Genomic DNA, 23,923 nt, shown 5'->3' on the forward strand with positions numbered 1-23,923 from the left:
CTGCCGTTTACCCCTTGACAGCTCCCGCGCTCAGTCCCTGCACCAGGAATTTCTGGACGTAAGCGAATAGGAGCACTACGGGGATGATGGCGATGACGCCGCCGGCGGCAAGGGCCCCGAAGTCGGCGCCGAACTCTCCCAAGAGGTAGCTGAGGCCGACGGGGACGGTGAATTGGTCTTGACTGCTGATGAACATGATCGCGAAGAGGAAGTTGTTCCAGGCGCTAATGAAGGCGAAGGAACCAACAGCAACGATTCCCGGTTTCAGGAGGGGCAGGACGACCAGCCGGAATGCCTGGATGCGGGTGCATCCATCGACCCAGGCAGCTTCTTCCAGTTCCACGGGGACGTTCCTAATGAACCCTGACATCAGGATCAGGGACAGCGGAAGGTGAAAGACGGTGTCCGAGATGATGAGGCTCCAGAGGCTGTTGGTGAGGCCGACTGCGTTGAAGATCTCGAAGAGTGGGATGAGCATCATGGCCCCTGGTACGAATTGCGTGCAGAGCATGGCTACCAGGAACAAGGTTTTGCCGCGGAATTTGAATCGGGCAAGGGCGTAGCCGCCCAGGAGGGCGATGACGGTGGAGGTCAGCAGGCTCATGACAGCGACGAAGAGGCTGTTCTTGAAGTAGATCCCGAACCCGGACCCGTTCCATACCGTCTCGAAGTGTTCGAACGTGATTGGCCACGGGACCAAGGACGTTGATCCTGTAGGCCGGAATGCGAAAAGCAACATCCAGTAGAACGGTACGAGCGTAAAGACAAGGAACAAGGCCAGCGGTAGGTAGGTCAGGATCCGGTCGATGCGTCGGGCGCGCTTCTTCAGGGGGCTGAGTGGCCGGTACGCGCCGTGGTCCTCAGCCTGGAGGCGGGGCGGCGCAGTTTGGGGAAGCAAGGAGGTCATTTGTCATCCTCTTTGGACTTGGTGATGCGCATATAGACCAGCGAGAAGAAGGTCAGGATCAGGAAGGCCACCACCGTGAGTGCAGAGCCGTAGCCGAAGTCGCGGTCATGGATAGCCGTTTGCGCGACGTAGAGGGGCAGAGTTGTGGTCGCTCCTGCAGGGCCGCCACCGGTCAGCGTGTAGAGCAGGTCAACGTTGTTGAACTCCCACACAGCCCGAAGTAAACCTGCGACGACAACAGCCTGCCGGATATGGGGCCATGTGATGGATAGAAATTTCCTCCACGTGCCTGCCCCGTCGACGTCAGCCGACTCGTAGAGTTCCAAGGACACGGATTGGAGGTCGGCCAGAATCAGGATGGCGAAGAAGGGGATCCCCTTCCACATTTCGGCGAGTACGACGGCCCAAAACGTTGTCCCGCTGCCTGAGAGGAGGGAGACGCCGTATTCGCCAATCCCGATGTCTGCGAGATAACGGCCGACCCCTGTGGAAGGGTTGTAGATCAGGATCCAGATGGTGGTGGTGAGGATGCCGGAAACAGCCCACGGTGAGAAGACCAGTGAGCGCGCAATGGCTCGTCCTACGAAGGTCTTGTTGATAAGGAGCGCCAACGCCAGACCAAAGATGAACTGTAGTCCGACCTCGACGACCACCCACTGGAGGGTGAAGGTCAGGCTTCGCCAGAAGAGGGGGTCTCCGCCCATGGCCACGAAGTTGCCAAGGCCGGCGAATCCGTCGTTCCACGGCTGGGTCACGTTCGAGTTCTGGAGGCTGTAGTAGAAGACGCTGCCGACCGGGTACACGAGGAACACCAGTGTTAAGATCGCTGCTGGGCCGATCAGGAAGTAGGGGTAGAAGCGCCGCAGCCGAGCGTTCGCTTTTGGTTGGGTCAGGCGTCCGGGCCTGTTGGGGGTTATGACAGTCATGGCGTCACTTCTTCATGTACTTCTGTTGGGCCTTTGTCAGCTTCGCAGCCGATTGGGTCAGGAAATCCTTGACTGAGAGCTGGTTCTGAAGGACACGCTGCCAATCGGGGAGCATGTCTGTGGTGGTGATGGAGTTGAACTCCGGCAGGTAAAACGGCTGTTCGAGCACAACGGCGTCCTTGTTATCAACGGCCTTAATGGACGTCTGCATCGCGGGGTTGTCGGTCACCCATGCTTCTTTGGAAACTTCGAGGTTTCCGGGAAGGTATCCGGATTTCTGGGCCCAGAAGCTGTTTCCTTCAGTGCTCATGGTGTACTCAAGGAATTTCCAGGCGGCTTCCTTGTGTTTGCTGGCTTCGAACATGGCAAAACCTGTGGTCATCCGTCCCGTCAGGACAGACTTTCCGGACTTGGAAGGGAAGGGCGCAACAGCTGCGATTTTGTCCGCTCCAAGGGCGGCAACATGGGTGGGGTATGAGCCGATGCTGTGGCTGAGCATGGCAGCTCCGCCGGCCCCGAATTGGGCGACCATCGTTTTGAAGTCAGCGGTCAGGTCACTTTCAGCGGTGTCCTTGCCGTACAGGTCAACATAGTCCTGCGCAGCGGCGATCACTGCGGGATCGTCAAGGGTGGAGGTTCCGTCCTCCCGGAAGAATTTGTCGACCCCCGCTTGCGGGTAGACCATCTGTACGAACTGGGAGAAGAAGCCGTTGCCGCCGCGCAATGTGTAGCCGAATTTGCCGGCGGACTTGTCGGTCAATTTGTCCGCCGCGGCATAGAAGTCGTCCCAGGAGGTGGGGGCGGACAATCCGGCGTTCTTGTAGAAGTCTGAGCGGTAGTAGATGACGTCCGCCAGGCTCGTGGCGGGGGTCAGGTACAGCTTTCCGTCGGGCGCTGCGGCTTTGGAGGACTGCGTCATTGCCGGGGAGATCTTGTCGTTCCATCCACCACTTTGAAACTTGTCGTCCAGCGGTGCCAGCGCCTTCTGGGCCACAAGCGCGGAAATGTCGGATGCCTTAGGGGTAATGATGTCCGGTGTCGCCTTTGTGGCGATGGCTGTGCTGATCTTCTGCATGTAGGAGTCCGTCGGCAGGCCAAGGTAATTCACCTTGATCGACGGATTCTTCTCCTCGAACATGCTGATCAGCTTTTTGAGGTTTTCAGTCCGTTCGGGGCGGGTGTCGGTATCCCAGAGTTCGAGCGTGACAGGACCACTGTCGCCTGCCGACTTCTCCGCGCCGCTGCCGGAACCGCAGGCCGTGAGACCCAGTACGCCCGTGAGCAGTACTGCAACTGCCAATGCCGGTCCACGGCGACGGCCCCTAGTGAATGAAGTCCCATTGTTCTTACGCTTCATCGCGTTCCTCTCAATGCAAGTCGGTGAGGGTCCGGCATCTAAGTGCCGCTGCTGGTACATCGTATACTACATACGATGTTCCTGATATGATCATTTAGTCGAAAGGAATCTATTGTGAGTACGGAAGTCGTCCCCGGCGCCTTATTGCCTGCCGCATCTAGGACACACCTCGTCGTGGAGGCACTCCGCCGCTCTATCCTGACCGGTGAGCTTCCCGCCGGGCAGGCTCTGGTCGAGACGGAACTGGCGCGCCGGTTTGGAATATCAAAGACGCCGGTAAGGGAAGCGCTGAAGACCTTGGCGGGCGCCGGCTTGGTGACGATGAGCGAATACAAGGGCGCCACGGTCCGCGTTGTCGATGAGGAGATGGCAAGGAGCGTCTTCGACGTTCGTTCCCTCCTTGAGCCCGTCGCGGTGGCGCGAACGGTCGAGAGGGGTTTCGACATGGACCGAGCCCAGGTGGCGCTCGACCGTGCAGCTGAAGCCGTGGACGAAGCCGAGCGGAGCCTGGCGAACCGGGATTTTCATCAGTTGCTTTACTCAAACTGCGGCAATACCGTTCTGACTCAGATGCTCGACGGGCTCCGGGAACAGACAGCTCTCATTTCAGCGAATGCCTGGATTAAGCAGCACTCCTGGGAGGAAGAAGCGGCCGAGCACGCAGAAATCCTGGCAGCCGCACGAAGCGGAGACGCCGGCAGGGCCGCTGAGCTCGTACTTAACCACATCAAAAGCTTCGCTGTCCGCGCTGTCGCGCAGATTACCAAGGGGCAATCATGACTTTCACCGAACTCCGGGCAGCGCTGGCAGACGTCGTTGCTATCCCTGTGACGCCTTACAGGGATGGCGACCTGGACATCTCCACGTTCAAGATGCTCCTGCGCCGGCTGATTGATAGCGGCGTCACGACCATCACCCCGAACGGGAATACGAGTGAGTTCTACGCTCTGACAACGGCAGAACGCCATGCCCTGATTGAGGCGTCGGCCGAAGCGGCGGGAGATGAAGCTTTCCTGCTCCTCGGCATCGGACATGACATTCAAACAGCCACTGCAGACGCACGGCTCGGCAGGGAAATGGGCATCCCGATGGCCATGATCCACCAGCCCACTCACCCGCACATCTCCGCTGCAGGCTGGGTTGAATACCACGCCCAGATTGCCTCAGCTGTCCCGGACATGGCCTTCGTCCTTTACATCCGCAACGAATGGGTGACTGCGTCCATGCTGGTCGAATTGTCCGATCGCTGCCCGAACATCATCGGCATCAAATACGCAGTACCAGACCCAACTCAGTTCGCACGGATCCGGGACCTGGCAGGGGCCGACCGGTTTGTGTGGGTCGCCGGTCTGGCTGAACCCTATGCCCTGTCCTACGCGGCACACGGGGCAGCAGGATTTACCTCCGGACTCGTCAACGTCAACCCGGAACTGTCCCTTGCCCTCCGGGACGCCCTGCGCGACGAAAACTACGCATTCGCTAGATTGCTGCTCGCCCGGATATCCAGGTTTGAGGAAATGCGGGCCGAACACCGCTCGGCCAACAACGTGAGCGTGGTCAAGGAAGCCCTCGCCCAGCTAGGCCTTTGCGAGCGATTCATACGGCCACCCAGCCGCGAAGTAAACGACTCCGACAGAAACGAAATCGCGGACATCCTCGCAGACTGGGCGACTACGCACAACCTCCTCCCCGCACAGCGCCGGCCCTCCGAAACGGCAGTAGTCGCATGAAAATCACCGGCTTCAAAACCTTCATGCAGCGGGTCGGCAACCGACCGCGACTGCTCCTCCGAATAGACACCGACGAAGGAATTTCCGGATGGGGTGAAGCGTACAACCACGGCCCGGACTGGGCCTTGGTGCCGGTCCTGGACTACCTCTATGAACAGGTAAAGGGCGATGATCCCCGGCGCGTGGAGTACGTGACGCAAAAACTCATTCGCAAAGCCCGGTTTCCACAAGGAGCCATCGGCCTGGCAGCCATCTCCGCCGTGGACCATGCCCTGTGGGACATCGCGGCAAAAGCACTCGGCGTGCCGGTCTACGCCCTGCTCGGCGGGGCCGTGCGTGACCGCGTCTCCGTCTACGCCGGCGTCTACTCAGCCCCAGATCCGGCCCAGTGCAGGGAGATCACGCAAGAACTCAACGAACAATACGGCTTCACCGCATTCAAACTGAGCCCGTTCCGCGGAGACTTGCATAACCGACGCTGGGGGCTGGTAGTGAAAGAAACCGCCGACTACTTCGCCGGTGTAAGGGAAGCCTGCTCCGACGCATGGGATTTCGCCTTCGATGCCCACGCAAAAATCTTCGAGCCCTACCAGGCCATCCAACTCGGCAACGCCCTCGCACCGTACCAACCCCTCTTCTTCGAAGAGCCCATTCGGCCCGAATACTTCCCCGCGTGGCACAGGCTCCGCGCAGAACTTAAAGTCCCGCTGGCCACCGGCGAAAGCCTCTCGCCCAACGAATTCCTCAACCTCCTCACAGGTTCAGGAGCAGACATCGTGCAACCGGACATCTGCGTCGTGGGCGGGATCTCGCAAATGCGCAGAATCGCTACCATCGCCGAAGCCCACTTCACCACGGTGGCCCCCCACAACCCGATGGGCCCCCTGGCAGTCGCCCACAACCTCCACTTCGCTGCAGCCTGCAGCAACTTCTCCATCCTCGAATACAAACTCGAAGAAACCACGTGGTGCCCAGACCCCTACATCCCCGTCGACGGCCACCTCCAACTCCGCCCTGATCGTCCCGGCTGGGGAATCGAGATCAACGAAGCTGCATTGGGCACTGATGACTATGTCCATTGGGAGCGGCAGCTTCCCGTCCGGCCTGATGGATCCTTGGCCTATTGCTAGGAGGACCATCGCGGGGTGAAGATTTCCACGCCTGCGGCGGATCCCGATCTGAGCTCTGCCAAGGGGAGAAGCATCTGATGCAGTGCCTCGATGCTGGAAAGGCGGATGGGTCGCTGTCAGCGAGGTTCCGGCTCTCCCTGCGGGATCCCGTGACACAACGTGCGGGAACGCGGCCGGCGTGGTTTGATGGGCGCCGGCCAGGAGTCCTTGCGCTAAATCAGCTCGGGTTCTGCGGTGATCAAGGTCAGGGAGTGTTGCGGAGAAGCTCTGCATTGTGTACGGATCTTTCCGGAAAGGCTGCGCAGTTCTTGATGAGCAGTCCCCATCTACGGGTGACGTATTCCAACACGTTCCGGCGGAGTGATCTCACTGAGGGTTGTATCGGTGAATTAGTCGTGGTTGAAGAACCCTTGTCCTGACTTGCGGCCAAGGTGACCCCGGGAGACCACGCCCGCAGTCCGTGTTTTCCCTTGGCAGACGGTCTGACGAGCTCCCCGCCCGTGAACCATGCTCCCCAGACCGAATGAGTTCGATCGCACAAGCCCGTGTTCATCAAACTTTTGGCCAAGCGCCGCCCTGCAGGCTTGTGTTAACGCCAACCGAAAATAGGGCCAGTTTTGCCGATTGAAAACAGGGCCACGGGTTGCTGTTCTATTGTGCCTTGAGCTGGGTTCTTGTCTTGTTCCGGAGCCGGTAGCTGCTGCCGGTGAGGTTCAGGACTTCTGCGTGGTGAACGATCCGGTCGATCATCGCTGAGGCTACTGTCGCGTCGCTGAAGACTTCGCCCCACCTGCTGAAGGCGAGGTTGCTGGTAAGCACCAGGGAGGCGTGTTCGTAGCGGGATGAGACGAGCTGGAAGAACAGGTTGGCCGAGTCCTGGTCGAAGGGGATGTAGCCGACTTCGTCAACGATGAGCAGCTTGTATCGGCGTAGCTTGGCCAGTTCTTGGGGCAGGCGTCCGCGGTCGTGGGCTTCGGCCAGTCTCGATACCCACCCGGTCGCGGTGTCGAACAGGACGCGATGCCCGGCGTGTGCGGCCCGGATCCCGATCCCGACGGCCAGGTGGGTTTTCCCCGTGCCGGGCGGGCCGAGAAGGACCACGTTCTTGGTTTCCTCTAGGAACACCCCAGTTCCCAGGTGCGCGACGAGGTTCCGGTCCGCGGCAGGTTGGTGGTCGAAGTTGAACTCCTCCAGCAGCTTGTGTCCTGGGAACCTCGCGGCTCTGATCCGCAGGGCGGCCCCGGAGGCTTCGCGTTCGGCGACCTCGCGGGAGAGGACGGCGGCGAGGTATTCCTCGTGTGACCAGCCTGCCTCCCGTGCCCGGTCGCCGAGGGTCCGGTAGCCGTCGGCGATCCGCGGGGCGCGCAGTGCGCGGGCGTAGTATTCGATGTCCTTCACCGCCCCGTTCACCGTCCGGCCCTGGAGAGCTCGCGGGCATCGTCGGGGATGGCGACGCCGAACAGGTCGTCATAGATCGACAGGTCCCGTTCCTCCACCACCGTGGACCGTCCGGCCTTGACGCTGCGGTGGATCCGTCGAAGAGAGGCGGCCTTGTCAACGTGGCCGGGGTCGGTGAAGATCTGGTGTCTGGCCCACCGCCGCTCGTGCGTGGCCAGCAGCCGGCCATCTGCGCTCACAGTCACCTTTTCCAAGTCTGCTTTGACGTTCACGATCCGCCCGATCGCGCCCGGATCCACGGAATAGTCGTTGGAGAAGACCCGCACGTAATAGTCCCGTGGCAGACGGACGCTGCTGCGGAAGGCGAACTCGGGCGCCACCGGCGTCAACGGCCGCATTGCATCCCGGTCCCGGACGAAAAGCTCGACCGGGCGCCCGTGCCGGGCCCGGGAGTAGCGGGCGTTCGCCCTCGGCAGCCAATCCGCGAGCTGGGCATTGAAATCCAGCGGGGACTCGAACGTCCGGCCGGGCATGAAGCCCTGGCGGAAGTAGCGGTTCATCCGCTCTACCATGCCCTTGGATTCCGGATCCCGTGGCGGCAACTGCCGGATCTCGCAGCCCAGCACGCCAGCGAACGCCGCCGCCGGCTCGGTCAGCCGGCCCTGGCCGATCCCTGACTCGTTGTCCCAGACCAGCTGCTTGGGCACTGCACCGGCCTCCTTCAGCAGCGACCACATCCCACCCAGCAGATCAAAGGTCGTGCGGGTCGGCAGCATCCTGGCCTGGATGTATCCGGAGAACGCGCTCGTCATCACCAACACCGGAGGCTTGCCCTCCTGCCCGTGCCCCAGAGGCAGCGGCTCATGAGGAAACCACAAATCGCACTGCATCGCCTGGCCCGGTTCATGAACCAGCCGGTCCACCGGATCCGCCGGCATATACTCGGGCCTGAGTCCACGGACCTTGTCCCGGAACAAGGATGCAGAGCCCGTCCAGCCGACGCGCTCGGCCAGAACCGAAGCCGGCATCGTCGGCGTCTGCACCAACAAGGCACGCACCTGTGGCGCGTAAGCATCAAAGCTCGAACCGGCCGGCTTCCGCTCATACTTCGGCGGCCGCTCCGCCTCCAACGCCCGGTCCACCGTCCCCCGCGAAACCCCGAGCTGTTTAGCCAGCTCCCTCTTGGAGATCTTCTCCGTCGCGTATCGGTGGCGTATCTGCGCCCAAACATCCAATGTGATCACCTTCCATAATGGTCAGTGGCCTCATTTTCAGTTGGCGTTATTGGCCCTACTTTCGGTTGGCGTCAACAGCTTGTTCAGAGTGCGCGAATAGTTCGAAATCGAATATGTAGCCGGCTAGTAAATCGGCGGCCTGATGCGAGCTGATTCCTTGTAGCAGAGTAAGTGCCGCTGCCATCCAGAGCACCCCCGAACTATCCCCAAGCCAAGAAGCTGATCAACGGTGAACGGTCTGTACCCGTTAACGGCCTTCTGGCTGTCGACGTTTGACCTACCTGCCGTCACCAGCGAGGACGATGGCAATACCGATTGCTCCCATGGCGGCTGCTGCGAAGGCGGTCCACAGCACTGATGAAATATCGGCGTTCACCTTTTCCTGTGCGATGCCCTGCGAGCTGGTGCTGTACCGGCGGCGCTGCGTGAAGTAGATGGCGGCGGCGGCCGCGACTGCGACCGCGAACAGTGCAAGGATGGGGAACCCGTGATGGGGGAGCCAGCGAAGGAATATGGCACTGACAGTCACGAGGGCCATCATGGTCCTGCCCCACGCGAGCGTGGTTCGTTCCGGTTGCAGACCAGCGTCTCGGTGCATGCCGGTAGGCGGGTGGTTGGGCCTCATGAGCCTTCCCTCAAAGGATAACAACCACGATGACGGCAGCGGCCAGGGCACCTGCTCCGGCCAGCAGCGGTACGATCATCGGCAGTGGAAGCGGTTCCTTGCTGCGCATGCTGCGCTCCACGCGGAGCCAACGAACAGCTGAGCCGGCACTGAGCAGCATGCCGAGGATGAGCAGGACAGAAGCAAGGCCCTTCCGTAACGACTCAACAAACAGCTCTGATGCGAACGCCTCGATCGCGATTCCGCCGGCCAAGAGGGCGAGGGAGGTGCGGATCCAGGCCAGGAAAGTACGCTCGTTAGCCAGCGTAAACCGGGGGTCTGGCTCGGTGCCGCCAGGGAGCAGGCGCTCGGCGATCTTCCCGCGCGACGGCGGGACGGGAGCGGCCGTGCCGGGCGTTTTGTTGGCGGACACGTTCAGTCAGCGGCCGTTCGAAATCCGCAATTACTACTGGACGAGTCAGGGGTGTTGGAGCTTCTCGCCGCCACCCGGTAGCGGTTGCAGTAGGAATCATGACACAGGTAGGAACCCCCACGCATGACACGGCCCCTGCCGATGGTGGGCCCTTGGGGGTTGGCGACTGGTGAATTTCTGTAGTACTTGGGCAGGAACCAGTCCGAGCACCATTCCCAGACGTTGCCGCTGACTTCGTACAACCCGTAGCCATTCGGGGGAAAGCTACGGACCGGGGCGGTCGCAAGATATCCGTCTGCCCGGGTGTTGACTTCCGGGAACAGACCTTGCCAAATGTTACAGTTATGGGCCCCGTCAGCCGCGTGCAATTGGTTACCCCACGGGTAGCGCTGCTGTTCCAAACCGCCGCGGGCGGCATACTCCCATTCGGCCTCGGTCGGCAGGCGGCGGCCCGCCCACCGGCAATAGGCGAGGGCATCATCATGGGAGACCTGGACGACTGGGTGGTCCGGGATCTCGGACCAGTGCTGTCCCGGCCCGGCCGGGTGCGCCCAGTCCGCCCCTTTAACATTCAGCCACCAAGGCGAACCAGCAGACGCGCCGAGAACGTCCTTCCGCTCCGCCTGCACGACCAGGTGGAACACGGCCGACGTGCCGTACTTCTCCGCTTCGGTACGGTACCCCGTGGCGTCCACGAAGGCTGCGAACTGTTTGTTAGTTACAGCCGTGGTATCGATCCTGAACTCTTTCAGGTCCACGGCGTGGACTGGGACCTCGCCGTCGGCGGGGTAGCCCTCGTTAAAGCTGTCACCCATCTGAAAAGTCCCCGCCGGTATCAGGACTTCCGCATGCTGCGATACATGTCTTTTGGCGGGTCCGGGAATCTGTTGCAGCAGGGGCACTGCCGTTGTTGTTCGTTCGGGGGAGCAGCAGCTTGGCTCGGGCGCTTGCGTCGTCTTATCCACGAAATACTTTCAGTCATCCTAATCTGAGGTCACCTCGAAGTGGTGTTAAGCGTTGCGGAACGCTCGATCCCGGCGCCGAGGTAAGCGGTCCATTTCCGGTGCTGGGCTTCGAGCCAAGCTACCCAGGAATCGGCTTGGGCTGCGTTGTAGTTATGCGCTCCGTTGAGGAGCTCAGCCATAAATTCAACGTCGATAGGGAAGCGGCTCTGCTCGAGGAGGACGCCTCGGTCGCGATTTCTGTAGCGTTTGATCTGGTCTTTTCGGAATGCGAGTTCTGTTTCGATGAGCGGGAGAACGGTGGGAGGGTTCAGGGGCACTAGACAGGTCAGCCGGGCGGTGAAGTCCGGTTCCTGCCATCGCGCCGGAGGGACGTACTGTGACTCGGTTACCCGGGTCAGATGCTCAACACCGGTATCGGTGAGGCGGTAGACCTTGGCATCGGGCGCACCCTCACGCTCCTCGACAGTAAATTCGATGTGGTCGTGTTTCAGCAACCGACTCAGGGTTTTGTAAATCTGGGACTGGTCAGCGTTAGCTCGAACAAATTGCCCTTCCGTCCCGAGCCACCGGCCGAGGTCGTACCCGCTGCAGGGCGCCCGGGCGATCAACGCCAGCAGGATCTCTTCAAACTTCATTTCTTGCTTCCCGTCTTCAGCCCCGGCCGGAGCCGAGCTTTCGGCGGCCCATATGCTGACCGCCAGTTTACCGCTGCATCTATACCAGGGCCTGGCGCCGCAACTTACACCGATGGGGCGCCAGACACCGCTACTTAGTTGTTTCAGCCAGTTCCGCTTCCAATTTCCGGATCTGGGGGGAACGAAGGTTTGGGGTCATTGCGGCGGCTTCCAGGATTGTGTGACCGGCGAACATTGCCATGGCTGCCTCGTTTCCCAAAGTGGGAATCGCCTCTACCAACGTCCGACGGCGTCGTTCGTCCTTTATCAGCTCGGCGATAGGGACTGTTGTCACAATGGACTCCGCAGGGAAGTCCGGAACACGTGCGGCTGGTTCCCGGGAGGACTGAACCTGAGGCCACTGCTGGTTAATAAGCAGGTGCTGTTTTCCGACCGGCTCGGTAGGCGGCAAGCCGAGGCGGACGTACTGCTCGGGCGGGGCGTCGTTTGCCCGCATCAACCCGACCAAGAGAGTTGCCATCCGCAGTTCCAGGTCCTCGTCGTTCAAGGGGTTCTCCTGGTGCGGGTCGGTTTCCAGGTCGAAAAGAAGTGTGCCGAAGCCGTAAGGGCTGCCCATGGTCCATCCCGGCACCTGAAGCAGTGGGACGCCCTTCGTGAAGGAAAACCCATCCACCAGCTTGGCCTGGCGCAGTTCCTCCACGCTGAAACGGCTGCGCATATGGGTTGGCATAAGGGTGTAGTCAAACAAGGGCTCGTTGCCCTCTGAAGCGCACGACCGCATGTACACATACCGCCCGTCGGTGACGTTCACGTGGGCACCGAAGATGCCGAACAGTGCAGCTTCCCGGACCGGCTCATCCTTTTTAAGGACGGACACAAGTGGCTTGCCTTGCATGTCCGGCGTCTGGTCGATGCCGAAGAACTCCAGTAGTGTCGGCCCGAAATCGATGGTCTGGACCAAACTGTCCCGTGTCTCTCCCGCCACCTTAGCTCGAGGGTCCCAGATGAAAAGCGGGGTGTGGATGGTTTCGTCGTACCAGGGCTGAACGCTTTTGCCCCACCAGCCATGTTCTCCGAGCAGGAATCCATGATCGGTGCAAACCATCAACAGCGTGTCGTCCCACATATCGTTCCGGTCCATGAAGTCCATGACTCGGCCCAGGGACTGGTCACACATCGAGAGCAACGACAGGTACTCGTTCCGGGCCCGGTCAACGACGTCATCCTCTTCGATGACCCTGCGGTAGGAGGGCCAGTCGAAAACGGGTCCCTCAGCGTCCTCCAAGCCGTACCGTTTCCGGTACTCGTCGTAGCTGAAGAATGGCTCGTGCGGATCGAAACACTCGATCTGCAGCATCCATTGATCCTGATCGATGTTGGTTTGCATAAACTCCAGCCCGGCGTTGAAGGTACGCGTCTGGGGGTGGTCCGCTTCATTCGTGAGGTACTGGCGGTTGATCCAGTCCTGCCGGGTCAACTGGTTGTCGGCGTTCAGGGTAATTGGTGGGATTGCTTTGGCCACGTGCCCTTTCCAGGCGTCTCCCTCCTGGCCCCGGAAGAACTCGTACGTGTTGAAGCGGTTGTGGTAGGTCGCGCCGCCGTCCTCCCAGTAGTGCTGGTGGTCCGTCACTAGGTGGGTGTAGACGCCTTGACCTTTGAGTATCTCGGGAACAGAGTCATCGAAGGGCTCGAGCGGACTCCAGGACCTGTGCAGAAAGTTGTACCGGCCGGTGTGCATTTCACGCCTCGCGGGCATGCAGGGCATGCTCCCGGCATAGCAGTTGTTGAACATGGCCGTCTGCCGGGCAAGGCGTTCAAAGTTTGGGGCATGGACGCCTTCGGCCCCGTAGGGGGGGAGCATTTTGCGGTTTAGGCTGTCGAACATGACGACGATTGCTCTCATCAGGGCTGACCTTCCGATCCGGTGGCGGAGAGCAGTAGTCGCCGTTCCATCCTTCGCTCACGCTGCCGCCGGGGGTCGGCCACCGGTGCGGACATGAGGAGTTTCTGGGTGTAGGGGTGTGATGGGTGGGAGGTAACTTGGTCGCCTTCGCCGTACTCCACGATGTCGCCCCCGAACATCACCGCGACACGGTGGCTGATGTGCCGAACCACGGACAGGTCGTGGGAGACGAAGAGGTAGGCAACGCCTGTGCGCTCCTGAATTTCAATGAACAGATCCAGGACGCGCGCCTGCGTGGAGAGGTCCAGGGCCGAGACAGGCTCATCGCAGACGATCAGGCGGGGCGAAAGCGCCAGCGCCCGGGCGATGGCCACGCGTTGCCGCTGGCCGCCGGAGAATTCACGCGGGAACTTGTCCACGGCACCGGAGGGCAGGCCAACTTGTTCCAGCAGCTCGCTGATGCGGGCACGGGCGGTACCCTTCAGTTCGGGTTTCGCCAGCAGCGGTTCACTGAGGATGTCGCCCACCGTCATGGTGGAGTTCAAGGAGGTGTAGGGATCCTGGAACACCACCTGGATCGAGTCGCTCAACTTACGGCGTTCCTTGCGGGGCAGGGCTGTGATGTCCTGGCCGTCGAAAGTGATGGTTCCCGAAGCCGGCTGGACAAGGCCCAGGATGGCTCGGCCCAGGGTGGTCTTTCCGGAACCTGATTCGCCAACCAGCCCGACAGTTTCACCCGGCAGGATGTCGATCGAAACTCCGTGCAGGACCTGGACGGGTGTTTTGCGGAACCCTTTCCGGGGGTACTCGACTACCACGTCCTTGGCCGCCAGCAGGGGAGCCACTAAGTCGGTTTCAAGCATGGTCTTTTCCTTTGCTGGTGGAAGCGGATGTCAACTCGAGCGGGGGCCGCGGCGGGGCGTCGTCGAGGGTCGCGCCCAGCAGGGCCTTGGTGTAAGCCTCCTGGGGTGCGTAGAAGAGCGTCTCAGCGTCGTTGGTTTCCACAACCCGCCCGTTCTGCATCACCACGACGCGGTTGCACAGGTCGGCGACGACGCCGAAGTTGTGGGTGACCATGACGATGCCCATCTCCATTTCACTTTGCAGGTCACGCAGCAGGTCCAGGACTTCGGCCTGCACTGTCACGTCCAGGGCGGTGGTCGGTTCGTCAGCGATCAGGAGCTTTGGTTCACAGGAGACGGCTCCGGCGATGAGGACGCGCTGGGCCATGCCGCCGGAGATTTCGTGGGGGTAGGAACGGAAGGTCCGCTCGGGGTCGGCGATGCCGACGCGGGCCAGGAGAGCCAGGGCACGTTTGCGTGCTTCCTCCTTTGAGATTTTCAGGACGGCCTGCATCGGCTCGACCAGCTGGTGGCCGATGGTAAAGGACGGGTCCAGGTTGCTCATGGGTTCCTGCGGAATGTAGGAAATTTCCCGTCCGCGGAGCTTTCGCATCTCGCTCTCAGGGGCGAAGGTGATGTCCCTGCCGCGGAATTGGATCGATCCGGACAGGATCCGGCCGCCACGTGGGAGCAGGCCTAGGATCGAGAACGCCGTCTGGGTCTTGCCGGAACCCGATTCACCGACGATTCCCAGGATTTCTCCGGCAGCGACGTCGAAGCTGACGCCTCTGACAACAGTGAGCGGGTTTGCGTCGCTGCCATATCCGACCTGGATGTCCTGGACGCGCAGCAGGGGCGCCTTCCCGGGGACGGTATCCAGAGCTTCGATGCCGGGAGTGGTGGCCGAGCCCTGGCCGTACTGCTTGACGGCGCGGGGGCGGGCAGCGGCAGCACGGGGGCCTTGGAGTCCATCGCGGATGGCGTTGCCCAGGAGAACGAGGGAGGCCACTGTCGCGGCGATGATCAGGCCGGGCCAGAGGATGCCGGGTGGGTTGATGTAGATGTTGCTGAAGGCGTCCTGCAGCATTCCACCCCAGGTGGGGGTGGCTGGGTCCCCGAGGCCGAGGAACTCCAGGCCCGACTGGATAATGATGGCGATGCCGGCGATGACGGCGGTCTGGATGATGATGGGGGAGCGGACAACACGGAGGATGTGGCGGCTGATGATACGGGTGTCGCTGAGCCCCGAGACACGCGCGGCGTCGACGTAGAGTTCGTTTTTGACGGCGATGACCTGGTTGCGGACGAGGCGGAAGAATCCGGGTGAGAGCATGACGCCGAACACCGCCATAGTGGAGTACACCGACCCGCCGAGCGTCTGGTAGAGGGCTAGCAGGACAATCATGGCCGGCAGTGCCATCAGGATGTTTGAGGCCCAACTAAAGGTCGCGTCGAAAGCCTTCCCGAAGTACCCGGCGACCAGACCGGCAACGGAGCCGAGCACGAGGGCGATGGATACCGCGATCAGAGCTCCGAGGAGCGTGTTCTGGCCGGCCCAAATGAGACGGCTGAACACGTCCCGTCCGGCGCCGTCGCCACCGAGCAGGTACTCGGCAGAAGGCGGCGCGAGGATCTTATCAATTTTCACCTCTGTCGGGCTGTTGGGGGCGAAGAATGGTGCGACGATGCTGATCAAAATGATGAGGGCCAGGATGATGAGGGCGATGAGTCCCAGCGGGTTTCGCAGAACGGTCCGCGTGATGGACACACGTCCGGTCGCTGCAGGCAGCGGGGCACTGGGAAGGGCTGTCGTTGCTTCGGTCATTGCAGGCGCGCTTTCGGGTTGATCCAGCCGTTGGCAAGGTCGATGACAAGGTTGACGATCACGACGAGGATCACCAGGGCCACCACAACACCCATCAGGGCGGGCACGTCACCTTGGAAGGATGAGTTGATGGTCAAAGTGCCCATGCCGGGTATGGCGAAAACGCGCTCGATTACCACAGCTCCGCCCAGGAGGGCAATGAACTGCAGGGACAGAACGGTCAAGGCCGGGGGAGCTGCGTTCCGCAGGACGTGCTTGAGGAGCACGCTGGTTGAACTGAGGCCGCGGGCACGCAACGTGCGGACGTAGTCCATGTCCAGAACGTCGATGACAGCGCCGCGGATCTGTTGTGCGGCCGAGGCGATACCGCCCAGGACCAGGGCGGTCACAGGCAGGATCAAGGCAAGGAACCAGCCAGTGAGGGATTCGGCGGCGGGCACGTATCCGGTGGCAGGGAAGATGGGGACTGCCACGGCGAAGAGAACCACGAGGACCAGAGCGACCCAGAAATTCGGCAACGAGAATCCGATGACGCTGACAACCTGCAGGAGCCGGTCGAGCCAGCCGCCGCGTACGGCGGCTGTTACACCGAGGACGGCACTGATGATTGCGGTGACGAGCACGGCGAGGATCACCATCGAAAGGGTGACCGGCAGCCGGTTCGCCAGGAGTGCACTGACAGGTTCGCTGGTAAACCAGGAGACCCCCAGGTCGCCTGAAATGGCGTGGGAGAACCAGTCGAAGTACTGGACGGGGAGTGGCCGGTCCAGGCCGAGCTCCCGGGCTTTTGCGGCGACGTCTTCGGCCGTGGCGCTTTCGCCGAGGATGTTGCGGGCTGCGTTGCCGGCGTTGGAGTAGATGAGCGCATAAGCGATCGTGGTGATGACGAGGATGAGGACGACGCCGGAGAGCAGGCGACGTGCCAGGAAATTGATCATTGATTCACCGTCTTGGAGTGGTGGGGGGGGGGCTGGCGGGCCACCACCTTCTGGTTGATTAGGAAGTAGGCCGGTAGTTACGGATCCAGGGCGCCACGTTCCACGGCTGTGCGGTGACTTGGGTCTTGGCGCTGGTGGCGATGATATTATCTACCCGGTACCACGGGGCGAACCAGGCGTTGTCCACCATCCAGGTGTTGACTTTCTGCATCGCCTTGTCCTGTTCCTCTCCCGGCTTGGCAACGCGCGCCGCCTGTACGAGGGCGTTCAGCTCGGAGTTGTTGACCTTGGCTGTATTCCACGGGGAGGTCGGGAGGGCAACCTTCTGGAAGTCCTGCCAGGCGGACTGGCTGCCGAGGGAGAAGAAGAACATCGGGAATTTACCGGAAAGCACCTCGGAAATCGATGCGTCAGCGGATACCTTCTGCCATTTGACCTTGATGTTCAGGGCGCCGAGTTGCTGTTCGATGATCGGCGTGATCTGGGGGAACGTGGCGAGGTCAGGCATCAGGACCTCGAACCCGCCCGCGTATCCTGCTTCGCTCATTAGCTTCTTCGCTGCATCGACATCAAAGGAGTATTTGTTGTCCAGGTCCTTCACGTAAGCCTGGCTCTTGGTGTTGAAGATTTGGTCCGTGACCTCGCCTTGGCCCTGCTGGAGGTTTTTGAGGATCGAATCGGCGTCAATGGCCATGTTGATAGCCTGACGTACGCGCACGTCTCCGAGGGCGGGAACGGTCTTGCCTTCACGGTCGGCGATGAAAAGACCGTGCCAGTCCACGGGCTCGGTGCTTATTTTCAGCCGGCTGCTTTCTGCTTCCTTTACGCTCTTCGCTTCGATAATCCCTGCGTCGACCTGCCCTGACTTCAGGGCGTTGAGCCGGGCGGTGTTGTCGGAGATGGGCTTGACGACGATCTTGTCGTACGGGAAGGCGTCCTTGTTCCAGTAGTCCGGGTTCCGGGTGTAGGTGTACTGGCTGCCGGCTGTTGTTGCGCTCTTATCGAGTTTGTAGGGACCACTGCCGACGGGGGTCGAAGCAATGTCCGGTGATGACTCAGCGGTGGGGCTCGCCATAGCCCCTCCCACCACGCCGAGGTAGAACACCAGGCCCGGGTCCGGAGCGCTGAGGTTGAGGTTCACTTCCGTGGGGCTGACCACGTCGACACTTGCGATCGATGCCGCCATGTAGGTGTTCTGGCCCTTGCCGTTCTTGAGGTGCTCAAGGTTGGCTTTGACCGCTGCACCGTCGAAGGGGGCGCCGTCAGTGAACTTCACACCCTCGCGCAATTTGAGATTCAGAACCGTGTTATCGGCGTTGTATGACCATTCGGTGGCAAGGTTTGGCTGAAGCTTCGCATTTTCATCTAGCACCAGAAGGGTGTCATAGACCGGCATCCAGTAGTGCACCCTGTTACCGATTTCAAGGGCCGCCGGATCGAACGAATTGTTATCGAAGGGGCTGGCCAGTGTCAGGGTGCCCCCGGTTGCGCCGGCGCCCCCCGACTTAGTCCCAGTCCCTGAGGTTCCGCCGCCACCACAACCGGTGAGCAAGAGACCACTCACTGTTACAGCTGCGAGAACGGCCGCCGCACGTTTACCTAGTTGCACAGAATTCTCCTTTGAATGTTCCGGCCCCCGATCGCGGCGGCGCTATAGGAATAGTCCTATAGTGGGCGCGCTCCTGGAGGTTGTCAAGGGTGCAGCGTAATTCAGATCACAACTTTCATATGACCAGTACAGAGAAGGCGCCCGGGACCCCATTGACAGACGACATGCACTCGCTACTATAGGACTATTCCCATAGCAAGCCTGAGCTGGCAGTTATCAGAGACCCATCGCCGGCGACGCCGAAACAAATGACAAGGACGTCCATGGAAACCCTCCCAACTGATCCGAGCGCTGACCCAAACCGTGCACAGAATGAAGACCAGGGCATTGACAAGCGCCTGAAAGCGCTGCTGGTTAAGCTCACGCTGGACGAAAAGGTCCAGCTCTTGACTGGCCGGGATTTTTGGACGACGTGGCCGATGGAGAAAATCGGTTTGCGCCCTGTACTCGTTTCCGACGGACCCTCGGGCGTACGCGGTGAAGTGTGGGACGAGCGTCAACCGTCCATGAACTTTCCGTCCGCGACTGCGATCAGCTCAAGTTGGGACCCTGCCATCGCTGACCGCCTTGGCGCCGCATCCGCAGTTGAAGCGCGCCGCAAAGGTGTCGACGTCGTCCTGGGCCCGACTATCAACCTGCACCGTTCACCGCTTGGTGGACGGCACTTCGAGGCCTTCAGTGAAGATCCGGTCCTGACCGCCGAACTGGCGGCAGCCTACGTAGCCGGCGTCCAGCGCAACGGCGTCGGTGCCACCCCGAAGCACTATGTGGCAAATGATTCGGAAACGGACCGGTTCACTGTTGATGTGCTGGTGGATGAACGTTCCCTGCGGGAGCTTTACCTGTTGGCGTTCGAAAAGGCCATAGTGGAATCCCGCGCCTGGCTGGTGATGAGCGCTTACAATTCCATCAACGGTGCAACTGCCACCGAAAACGAGCTGCTGGAAACCCCGCTGAACAGCGAATGGGGCTTTGACGGTGTGGTCATCAGCGACTGGACGGCCGTCAGGAGCATCAACAGCGCCCGACATTCCCAGGATCTTGTTATGCCTGGACCCGAGGGGCCTTGGGGTGAAGCCTTGGTCGCTGCGGTGAAGGCCGGGGAAGTCGAGGAGAGAAGCGTCGACCGGAAAGTTCTGCGGATCCTGCAGCTCGCTGCCCGGGTCGGGGCGCTGCAAGGCTTCGACGCCGTGGGCTTGCAGGAAGCGGAGGTGGAAGACCCTATTGCCTTCGCCCGGGAGGCCTCAGCGGCGGGAACCGTGATGGTGAAGAACGACGGCGTCCTGCCCCTGGACCCGACTGCAGTGAAGACAGTTGCGGTGATTGGTCACAACGCCCGCTACGCGCGCACCCAGGGCGGGGGCTCGGCCACGGTAGTGCCCGAAAAGATCGTGACCCCTCTGGCGGGTATCCGGGAGGTGTTCGGCGCCGACAAGGTCACCTACAGCGTCGGCGCGGTGGTCCAAGAAGGCATCGCCGAACTGCCCCTGGACCGGCTGCAGAACCCAGAGACGGAAGATCCAGGGATGCGGGTACGCTTCCTTGATGCCCAGGGAACGGAGCTTTTTGCGGAGGACCGCCGAGCCACCGCCCTCGTCTGGTTCGGAGGTAACGCTCCGATTGAAGCCTCGTCCATGATTGAGTTTCACACAATATTCACCCCGGACGAGACCGGAACCATCAGGCTGGGCTTCTCCACAGTAGGCAACGGCAGGATTTTCGTTGACGATGTGCTGCGCCATGAAGAGCACATCGTTCCCGTCGGAACGGACCTGGGCGCTGCATTCCTTGCACCGCCCTCAGCGTCAGTAGAAATCCAAACCACCGCCGGGGTCCCGTTGGACGTACGAGTGGAACTGGACACCGATGATCGCACCGGACCGCTGTCCAACGCCCTCAGCATCACCATCGGCACTGAGTCGGATGACTCTGACCCGGACACGCTGATAGATGAAGCCGTCCAGGCCGCGCAGGCTGCCGATATCGCCATCATCGTGGTCGGCACCAACTCCCGCGTCGAATCAGAAGGCTACGACCGGACCACCCTCGAACTCCCGGGCCTGCAGGACCGCTTGGTCCACGCAGTCGCCGCCGCCAACCCCCGCACCATCGTCATCGTCAACTCCGGGTCACCGGTCCTGCTTCCCTGGCGCGACGAGGTGGCCGCCACCCTGATCAGCTACTTCGGCGGCCAGGAATTCGGCCACGCCCTCACCGACATACTCACCGGCACCATAGAACCCGGCGGCAGGCTCCCCACCACCTGGCCCGCCACGCAGGAGGATCTGCCCGTCATAAACGTCACGCCCGCGGCAGACGGGACCCTAACCTACGATGAAGGCATCCACATCGGCTACCGCGCCTGGCTCAAAGCCAGCACCACCCCCGCCTACGAATTCGGCTACGGGCTCGGCTATACCGAATGGACTTTGGACAGCGCCGAGGCGGCCCCTGAAGCAACTCCGGGCACCACCGTTCCCCTCATGGTGACGCTAACCAACACCGGCAACCGCAGGGGCAAGAACCTGGTGCAGGTCTACGCAGAGAAGCAAGGCTCCACGGTTGACCGCCCAGTCCGCTGGCTCGTCGCGTCCAGCCCGGTGTGGGCAGAACCCGGCGAAACCATCAGTGCTGTCCTGAACTTCCCCACGCGCCTTCTGGCCTACTGGGACAACGAATGGACCTACGAACCCGGTGATTACACCCTCCGCATCGGCACCTCCGTGACCCAATTGCCCCTCGCAACCACGGTCCGTCTCGCCTGAGGCCACCGCAAGACTGAAGAAAGGAGCCGCATCGATGCAACTCATGAGCGGGGGCGCGTCAACTCCGGGTCCCGCCAGCGCGGTCCAAGGCCGGAGCGATAGCCGCCCGGGCATGGTGGAAGTGAACGTGGCCATCGTTGCCGAGGTGGATCAAGCCTTGGAAGATGCCATTGCGGTTGTCACCGAAGCCGCGAGACATCACCGTATCGGGGTCCTGGTCACCCGGACCGGTGCCGGCAGTTACATTGTCCGGGCTCACCCAGCCGTTCCCTATGGACTTATTCGGCAGCAGCACGGATAACCCCAGCCCCAGACGAAGCGACTTGAAGCGATGTTGTTCCCACCACCAGCCCTGGCCATATCGGTGGGAACAACACCGTGCTCGGGGACCTAGTGCAGCAGCCGCGGAAAAGCCGCGTGATGGCGCAGTGCAACCTTCCGGCCCCTCCCACGATCAAAATAAAAGAGCCGATAGTTGTGATTCTGTAACCTAGCGACGCTCGCCTGGGGTACCTCTCAGTCCGGCTTGGCGTGTCGCAGGTACTGGTAGACAGAGGACATGTGTCGTTCTTCTGCCCCGTTGTATGCGCTTAGCGGACGAATGAGTGAGTTCGAGGCAATTGCTCCATGATGCGCCGTCCAGCCAGTAATACGGCTGGCAATGAACACAGGAGTGAACATCGGGGTGTCGAAGCCCATAAGGTGGTATGCAGGTCCAGTGGGGTAATCGAGGTTGGCTTGATGGCCTTCGCCTCCTCCATAGCCTGCTCAAGGCCGTTGTACAGCCGCAAGAGTTCCGGTCTGGGGAGCGCCCCGCAATCTGGACGGACCACGCGGGAGCGATGCGGCTCGCCGTCGTGGCCTTGCACGATCTAGGTCACCGCGTTATCGCGCACGTATCGGGCTCCCCCTACGCTTCAGGCACTCCCTGGCACGTAGGGCGATCCGCAGCGTTCGTGGAGGCGACGGCGGAGCTCGGCATAGCCCACTCGGAAACGCAGGGGGATTACTCTCGTCAATCAGGTGCCGAAGCCATTCGCTCGCTGCTCGCCGTCGAGCAACCACCCACGGCGATAATTTTCGATAACGACCTAATGGCACTCGGAGGCCTCGCCCAAGCGGGCAAGAGCGGACGCTTGGTACCAGACGATCTCTCGATCGTCGCCTGGGACGACTCCGTTCGTTGCCAGATGACCGACCCGCCCCTGGTCGCGGTAAGTCACGACGTCCGCCAGATAGGGCAGATGATTGGCGATGCGATCACACAGGCGCGCGCCGGCCACCTCGTCAGAGCCGAAACGCCGCCGCCTACGCTCGTCCTCCGCGGCAGTGTACGCGGGCCGAACGTTGCCGAGAGGGAGTCGGCGGGCTGCAGCGACAGTGGGACACCCTTCAGTTCGTCTCGTGCTAAGCATGAGGACAAGTAGCGGACTCTCCTGCCCGTTCTTAAGGCCGATATTGAAGATTCTGTCGGGTTGGGCGGCCAGATTTTGCTTTATGCCCGATTGGTTCGTCTACGTGGCTCGTGTTTTGCGGAGGTACTCGCGAAGGCCTGGGATGGCGAAATCGACCTTGCCGTACGCGGGTGCCTCTATGAGCCCAGCGGCGATGAGCCGAGCCCGGTAGTTGGCCACAACGTTGCTCTTGGCGTTGAGCCGCTTGCCAATGTCGCCGGCGGCAACAGCACCATCGTCTTCTGCCATGGCACGGAGGAAGTCCTTGTCCTTCTCCGAGGCAGTGGAAAGAGCGGCTTCAATCACCGTCATCTCATGGCGGCGACGGGCTGCAGCAATGGCCTGGGTGACGTTCTCCGCCTCCAGGGTGAGATCGTTGATCTCGGCTTGGCGCCATAACTGATAGCCGATGAGCTGGATCAGGAAGGGGTAGCCGCCGGTCGCCTCGGCTGCACGCCGGATCTGCTCGTTATTGATCCTGATTCCGGCCTGCCGGAACGTGTCCTCGTAGGAGCGTTGAACTTCGATGACGGCCGCGGCATGCAGGTCGATCCGTTCTGCCCGGCGCAGGAACGTGGCGACTCCCTCGTTCAGCAGGTCCGAAACTGCCGCCGGGAGCCCCGCGAAAATCAAACCTATCGGCAGCCCGTCGCGAATGAAGTGCTGGACGTCCGCGGCGAGCTGGGACAGTTCCGTGCGGTCAGCCGAATGGATTTCATCAACAGTGAAAAGCAGCCCGGTCTTCTTTTCGGCTAGCAGACTCAGGAGTTGGCCGCCCAACCTCCGCCAGTCAACCTGCCTTTCGGGCGGAAGCTGGGTGGTTAGCGTGAAGCCGGCCACGCCAACGGCGGTGATTCGGCGTCCGGCCGGCCCGGGACCGAGTTCGTCCAGATGAAGCCGCATCGTCTCGCCGATCCGGCCCACAAAACCGGGCGTGGCGGTCTCGGATACGACAATCCAGCCTTGCTGCCGGGCTTTGTCCTGGGCCGCGCTCAGCAGCGCAGTCTTCCCGATACCGCGGGCGCCGGTGATGATGGTCAGCAGTCCTGGCGCGCCAGAACCTAGCCCAAGGCCATACTCGAACTCATCAAGCATTCCCTCGCGCCCAATCAGTTCCGGGGGAGTAGCCCCCGCGGTGGGGCGGAAGGGATTGGGCGACGCGGGCATCTGTGAGTCCTTGTGAGTCTTGTGAGTCGCTGTGAGTCTACTTCCTCATCGCTGTGGTCCTACAATCCTCGGGCTCTCGTCATTTATGTCGTCAGCTGCG

Annotated in this window: 20 protein-coding genes and 1 pseudogene; 5 read left to right on the top strand and 16 right to left on the bottom strand. The window is 61.4% G+C overall.

Features of this window, described 5'->3' with window-relative positions; all coding sequences use genetic code 11:
* Positions 1-7 precede the first annotated feature (7 nt).
* Genes R5O87_RS23305 through R5O87_RS23315 form a run of 3 tightly spaced genes read right to left on the bottom strand, consistent with a single transcriptional unit; the run spans position 8 to position 3,133 of the window.
* Complete coding sequence (locus R5O87_RS23305) at positions 8-907, bottom strand: carbohydrate ABC transporter permease (protein ID WP_410554739.1); 900 nt, start codon at positions 905-907, stop codon at positions 8-10.
* Positions 904-1,833, bottom strand: coding sequence for a carbohydrate ABC transporter permease (locus R5O87_RS23310; RefSeq protein ID WP_410554740.1), 930 nt, complete (start codon positions 1,831-1,833; stop codon positions 904-906). The genes R5O87_RS23305 and R5O87_RS23310 overlap by 4 nt, the downstream gene beginning before the upstream one ends.
* A gap of 4 nt (positions 1,834-1,837) precedes the next feature.
* A complete protein-coding gene (locus tag R5O87_RS23315) occupies positions 1,838-3,133 on the bottom strand; it encodes an ABC transporter substrate-binding protein (protein ID WP_410554741.1) in 1,296 nt (431 codons plus the stop codon).
* 171 nt (positions 3,134-3,304) lie between these two features.
* Between R5O87_RS23315 and R5O87_RS23320 the strand changes: the two genes are divergently transcribed.
* The 3 genes from R5O87_RS23320 to R5O87_RS23330 are packed head-to-tail and all read left to right on the top strand — an operon-like array spanning position 3,305 to position 6,050.
* Entirely contained in the window at positions 3,305-3,970 is a 666-nt protein-coding gene (locus R5O87_RS23320) for a GntR family transcriptional regulator (RefSeq protein ID WP_410554742.1), read from the top strand.
* Positions 3,967-4,920 (top strand): dihydrodipicolinate synthase family protein, encoded by a 954-nt coding sequence (locus R5O87_RS23325; protein WP_410554744.1) that lies wholly within the window; start codon positions 3,967-3,969, stop codon positions 4,918-4,920. Before R5O87_RS23320 ends, R5O87_RS23325 begins: the two co-directional genes overlap by 4 nt.
* Positions 4,917-6,050 carry a mandelate racemase/muconate lactonizing enzyme family protein gene (locus R5O87_RS23330; RefSeq protein ID WP_410554745.1) on the top strand — a complete coding sequence of 378 codons (1,134 nt, stop codon included), beginning with the start codon at positions 4,917-4,919 and terminating at the stop codon, positions 6,048-6,050. Before R5O87_RS23325 ends, R5O87_RS23330 begins: the two co-directional genes overlap by 4 nt.
* 651 nt (positions 6,051-6,701) lie before the next feature.
* Here the strand turns inward: R5O87_RS23330 and istB are convergent.
* The 11 genes from istB to R5O87_RS23385 form a co-directional block, all read right to left on the bottom strand.
* On the bottom strand, positions 6,702-7,460 hold the full coding sequence (gene istB / locus R5O87_RS23335) for an IS21-like element helper ATPase IstB (protein WP_462836453.1): 759 nt from the start codon (positions 7,458-7,460) through the stop codon (positions 6,702-6,704).
* Positions 7,457-8,692, bottom strand: a complete 1,236-nt coding sequence (gene istA / locus R5O87_RS23340) for an IS21 family transposase (RefSeq protein WP_410554747.1) — start codon at positions 8,690-8,692, stop codon at positions 7,457-7,459. The genes istB and istA overlap by 4 nt, the downstream gene beginning before the upstream one ends.
* A gap of 268 nt (positions 8,693-8,960) precedes the next feature.
* Positions 8,961-9,308, bottom strand: a complete 348-nt coding sequence (locus R5O87_RS23345) for a DUF202 domain-containing protein (protein ID WP_410554749.1) — start codon at positions 9,306-9,308, stop codon at positions 8,961-8,963.
* Positions 9,309-9,318: 10 nt separating this feature from the next.
* Positions 9,319-9,720: a YidH family protein gene (locus tag R5O87_RS23350; protein WP_410554751.1), complete on the bottom strand. Its 402-nt coding sequence runs from the start codon at positions 9,718-9,720 to the stop codon at positions 9,319-9,321.
* A gap of 2 nt (positions 9,721-9,722) precedes the next feature.
* Positions 9,723-10,685, bottom strand: a complete 963-nt coding sequence (locus tag R5O87_RS23355) for a formylglycine-generating enzyme family protein (protein ID WP_462836454.1) — start codon at positions 10,683-10,685, stop codon at positions 9,723-9,725.
* Between the two features lie 29 nt (positions 10,686-10,714).
* Positions 10,715-11,320 carry a PadR family transcriptional regulator gene (locus R5O87_RS23360; protein WP_410554752.1) on the bottom strand — a complete coding sequence of 202 codons (606 nt, stop codon included), beginning with the start codon at positions 11,318-11,320 and terminating at the stop codon, positions 10,715-10,717.
* Positions 11,321-11,450: 130 nt separating this feature from the next.
* Positions 11,451-13,223, bottom strand: a complete 1,773-nt coding sequence (locus R5O87_RS23365; protein WP_410554753.1) for a sulfatase — start codon at positions 13,221-13,223, stop codon at positions 11,451-11,453.
* The gene (locus tag R5O87_RS23370) at positions 13,223-14,086 is read right to left on the bottom strand and encodes an ATP-binding cassette domain-containing protein (protein WP_410554754.1); all 864 of its coding nucleotides are present in this window, start codon (positions 14,084-14,086) and stop codon (positions 13,223-13,225) included. The genes R5O87_RS23365 and R5O87_RS23370 overlap by 1 nt, the downstream gene beginning before the upstream one ends.
* The gene (locus R5O87_RS23375; protein ID WP_410554755.1) at positions 14,079-15,890 is read right to left on the bottom strand and encodes a dipeptide/oligopeptide/nickel ABC transporter permease/ATP-binding protein; all 1,812 of its coding nucleotides are present in this window, start codon (positions 15,888-15,890) and stop codon (positions 14,079-14,081) included. The genes R5O87_RS23370 and R5O87_RS23375 overlap by 8 nt, the downstream gene beginning before the upstream one ends.
* Positions 15,887-16,828 (bottom strand): ABC transporter permease, encoded by a 942-nt coding sequence (locus R5O87_RS23380; protein ID WP_410554756.1) that lies wholly within the window; start codon positions 16,826-16,828, stop codon positions 15,887-15,889. Before R5O87_RS23380 ends, R5O87_RS23375 begins: the two co-directional genes overlap by 4 nt.
* Before the next feature lie 58 nt (positions 16,829-16,886).
* Positions 16,887-18,437, bottom strand: coding sequence for an ABC transporter substrate-binding protein (locus R5O87_RS23385; RefSeq protein WP_410554572.1), 1,551 nt, complete (start codon positions 18,435-18,437; stop codon positions 16,887-16,889).
* Between the two features lie 263 nt (positions 18,438-18,700).
* Between R5O87_RS23385 and R5O87_RS23390 the strand changes: the two genes are divergently transcribed.
* On the top strand, positions 18,701-21,202 hold the full coding sequence (locus R5O87_RS23390) for a beta-glucosidase family protein (RefSeq protein WP_410554573.1): 2,502 nt from the start codon (positions 18,701-18,703) through the stop codon (positions 21,200-21,202).
* Positions 21,203-21,718: 516 nt separating this feature from the next.
* On the opposite strand, the pseudogene R5O87_RS23395 reads toward R5O87_RS23390, so the two are convergent.
* Positions 21,719-22,005: pseudogene (locus R5O87_RS23395) on the bottom strand (citrate/2-methylcitrate synthase); the annotation flags it as partial.
* Positions 22,006-22,020: 15 nt separating this feature from the next.
* On the opposite strand from R5O87_RS23395, the gene R5O87_RS23400 reads away from it, so the two are divergent.
* Positions 22,021-22,629, top strand: a complete 609-nt coding sequence (locus tag R5O87_RS23400) for a LacI family DNA-binding transcriptional regulator (RefSeq protein WP_410554757.1) — start codon at positions 22,021-22,023, stop codon at positions 22,627-22,629.
* Positions 22,630-22,716: 87 nt separating this feature from the next.
* Here R5O87_RS23400 and R5O87_RS23405 read toward each other — a convergent pair whose 3' ends face one another.
* A complete protein-coding gene (locus R5O87_RS23405) occupies positions 22,717-23,823 on the bottom strand; it encodes an ATP-binding protein (protein ID WP_410554574.1) in 1,107 nt (368 codons plus the stop codon).
* Positions 23,824-23,923 lie beyond the last annotated feature (100 nt).

The organism is Arthrobacter globiformis, from assembly GCF_046536215.2.
Taxonomy (GTDB): Bacteria; Actinomycetota; Actinomycetes; order Actinomycetales; family Micrococcaceae; genus Arthrobacter; species Arthrobacter globiformis_E.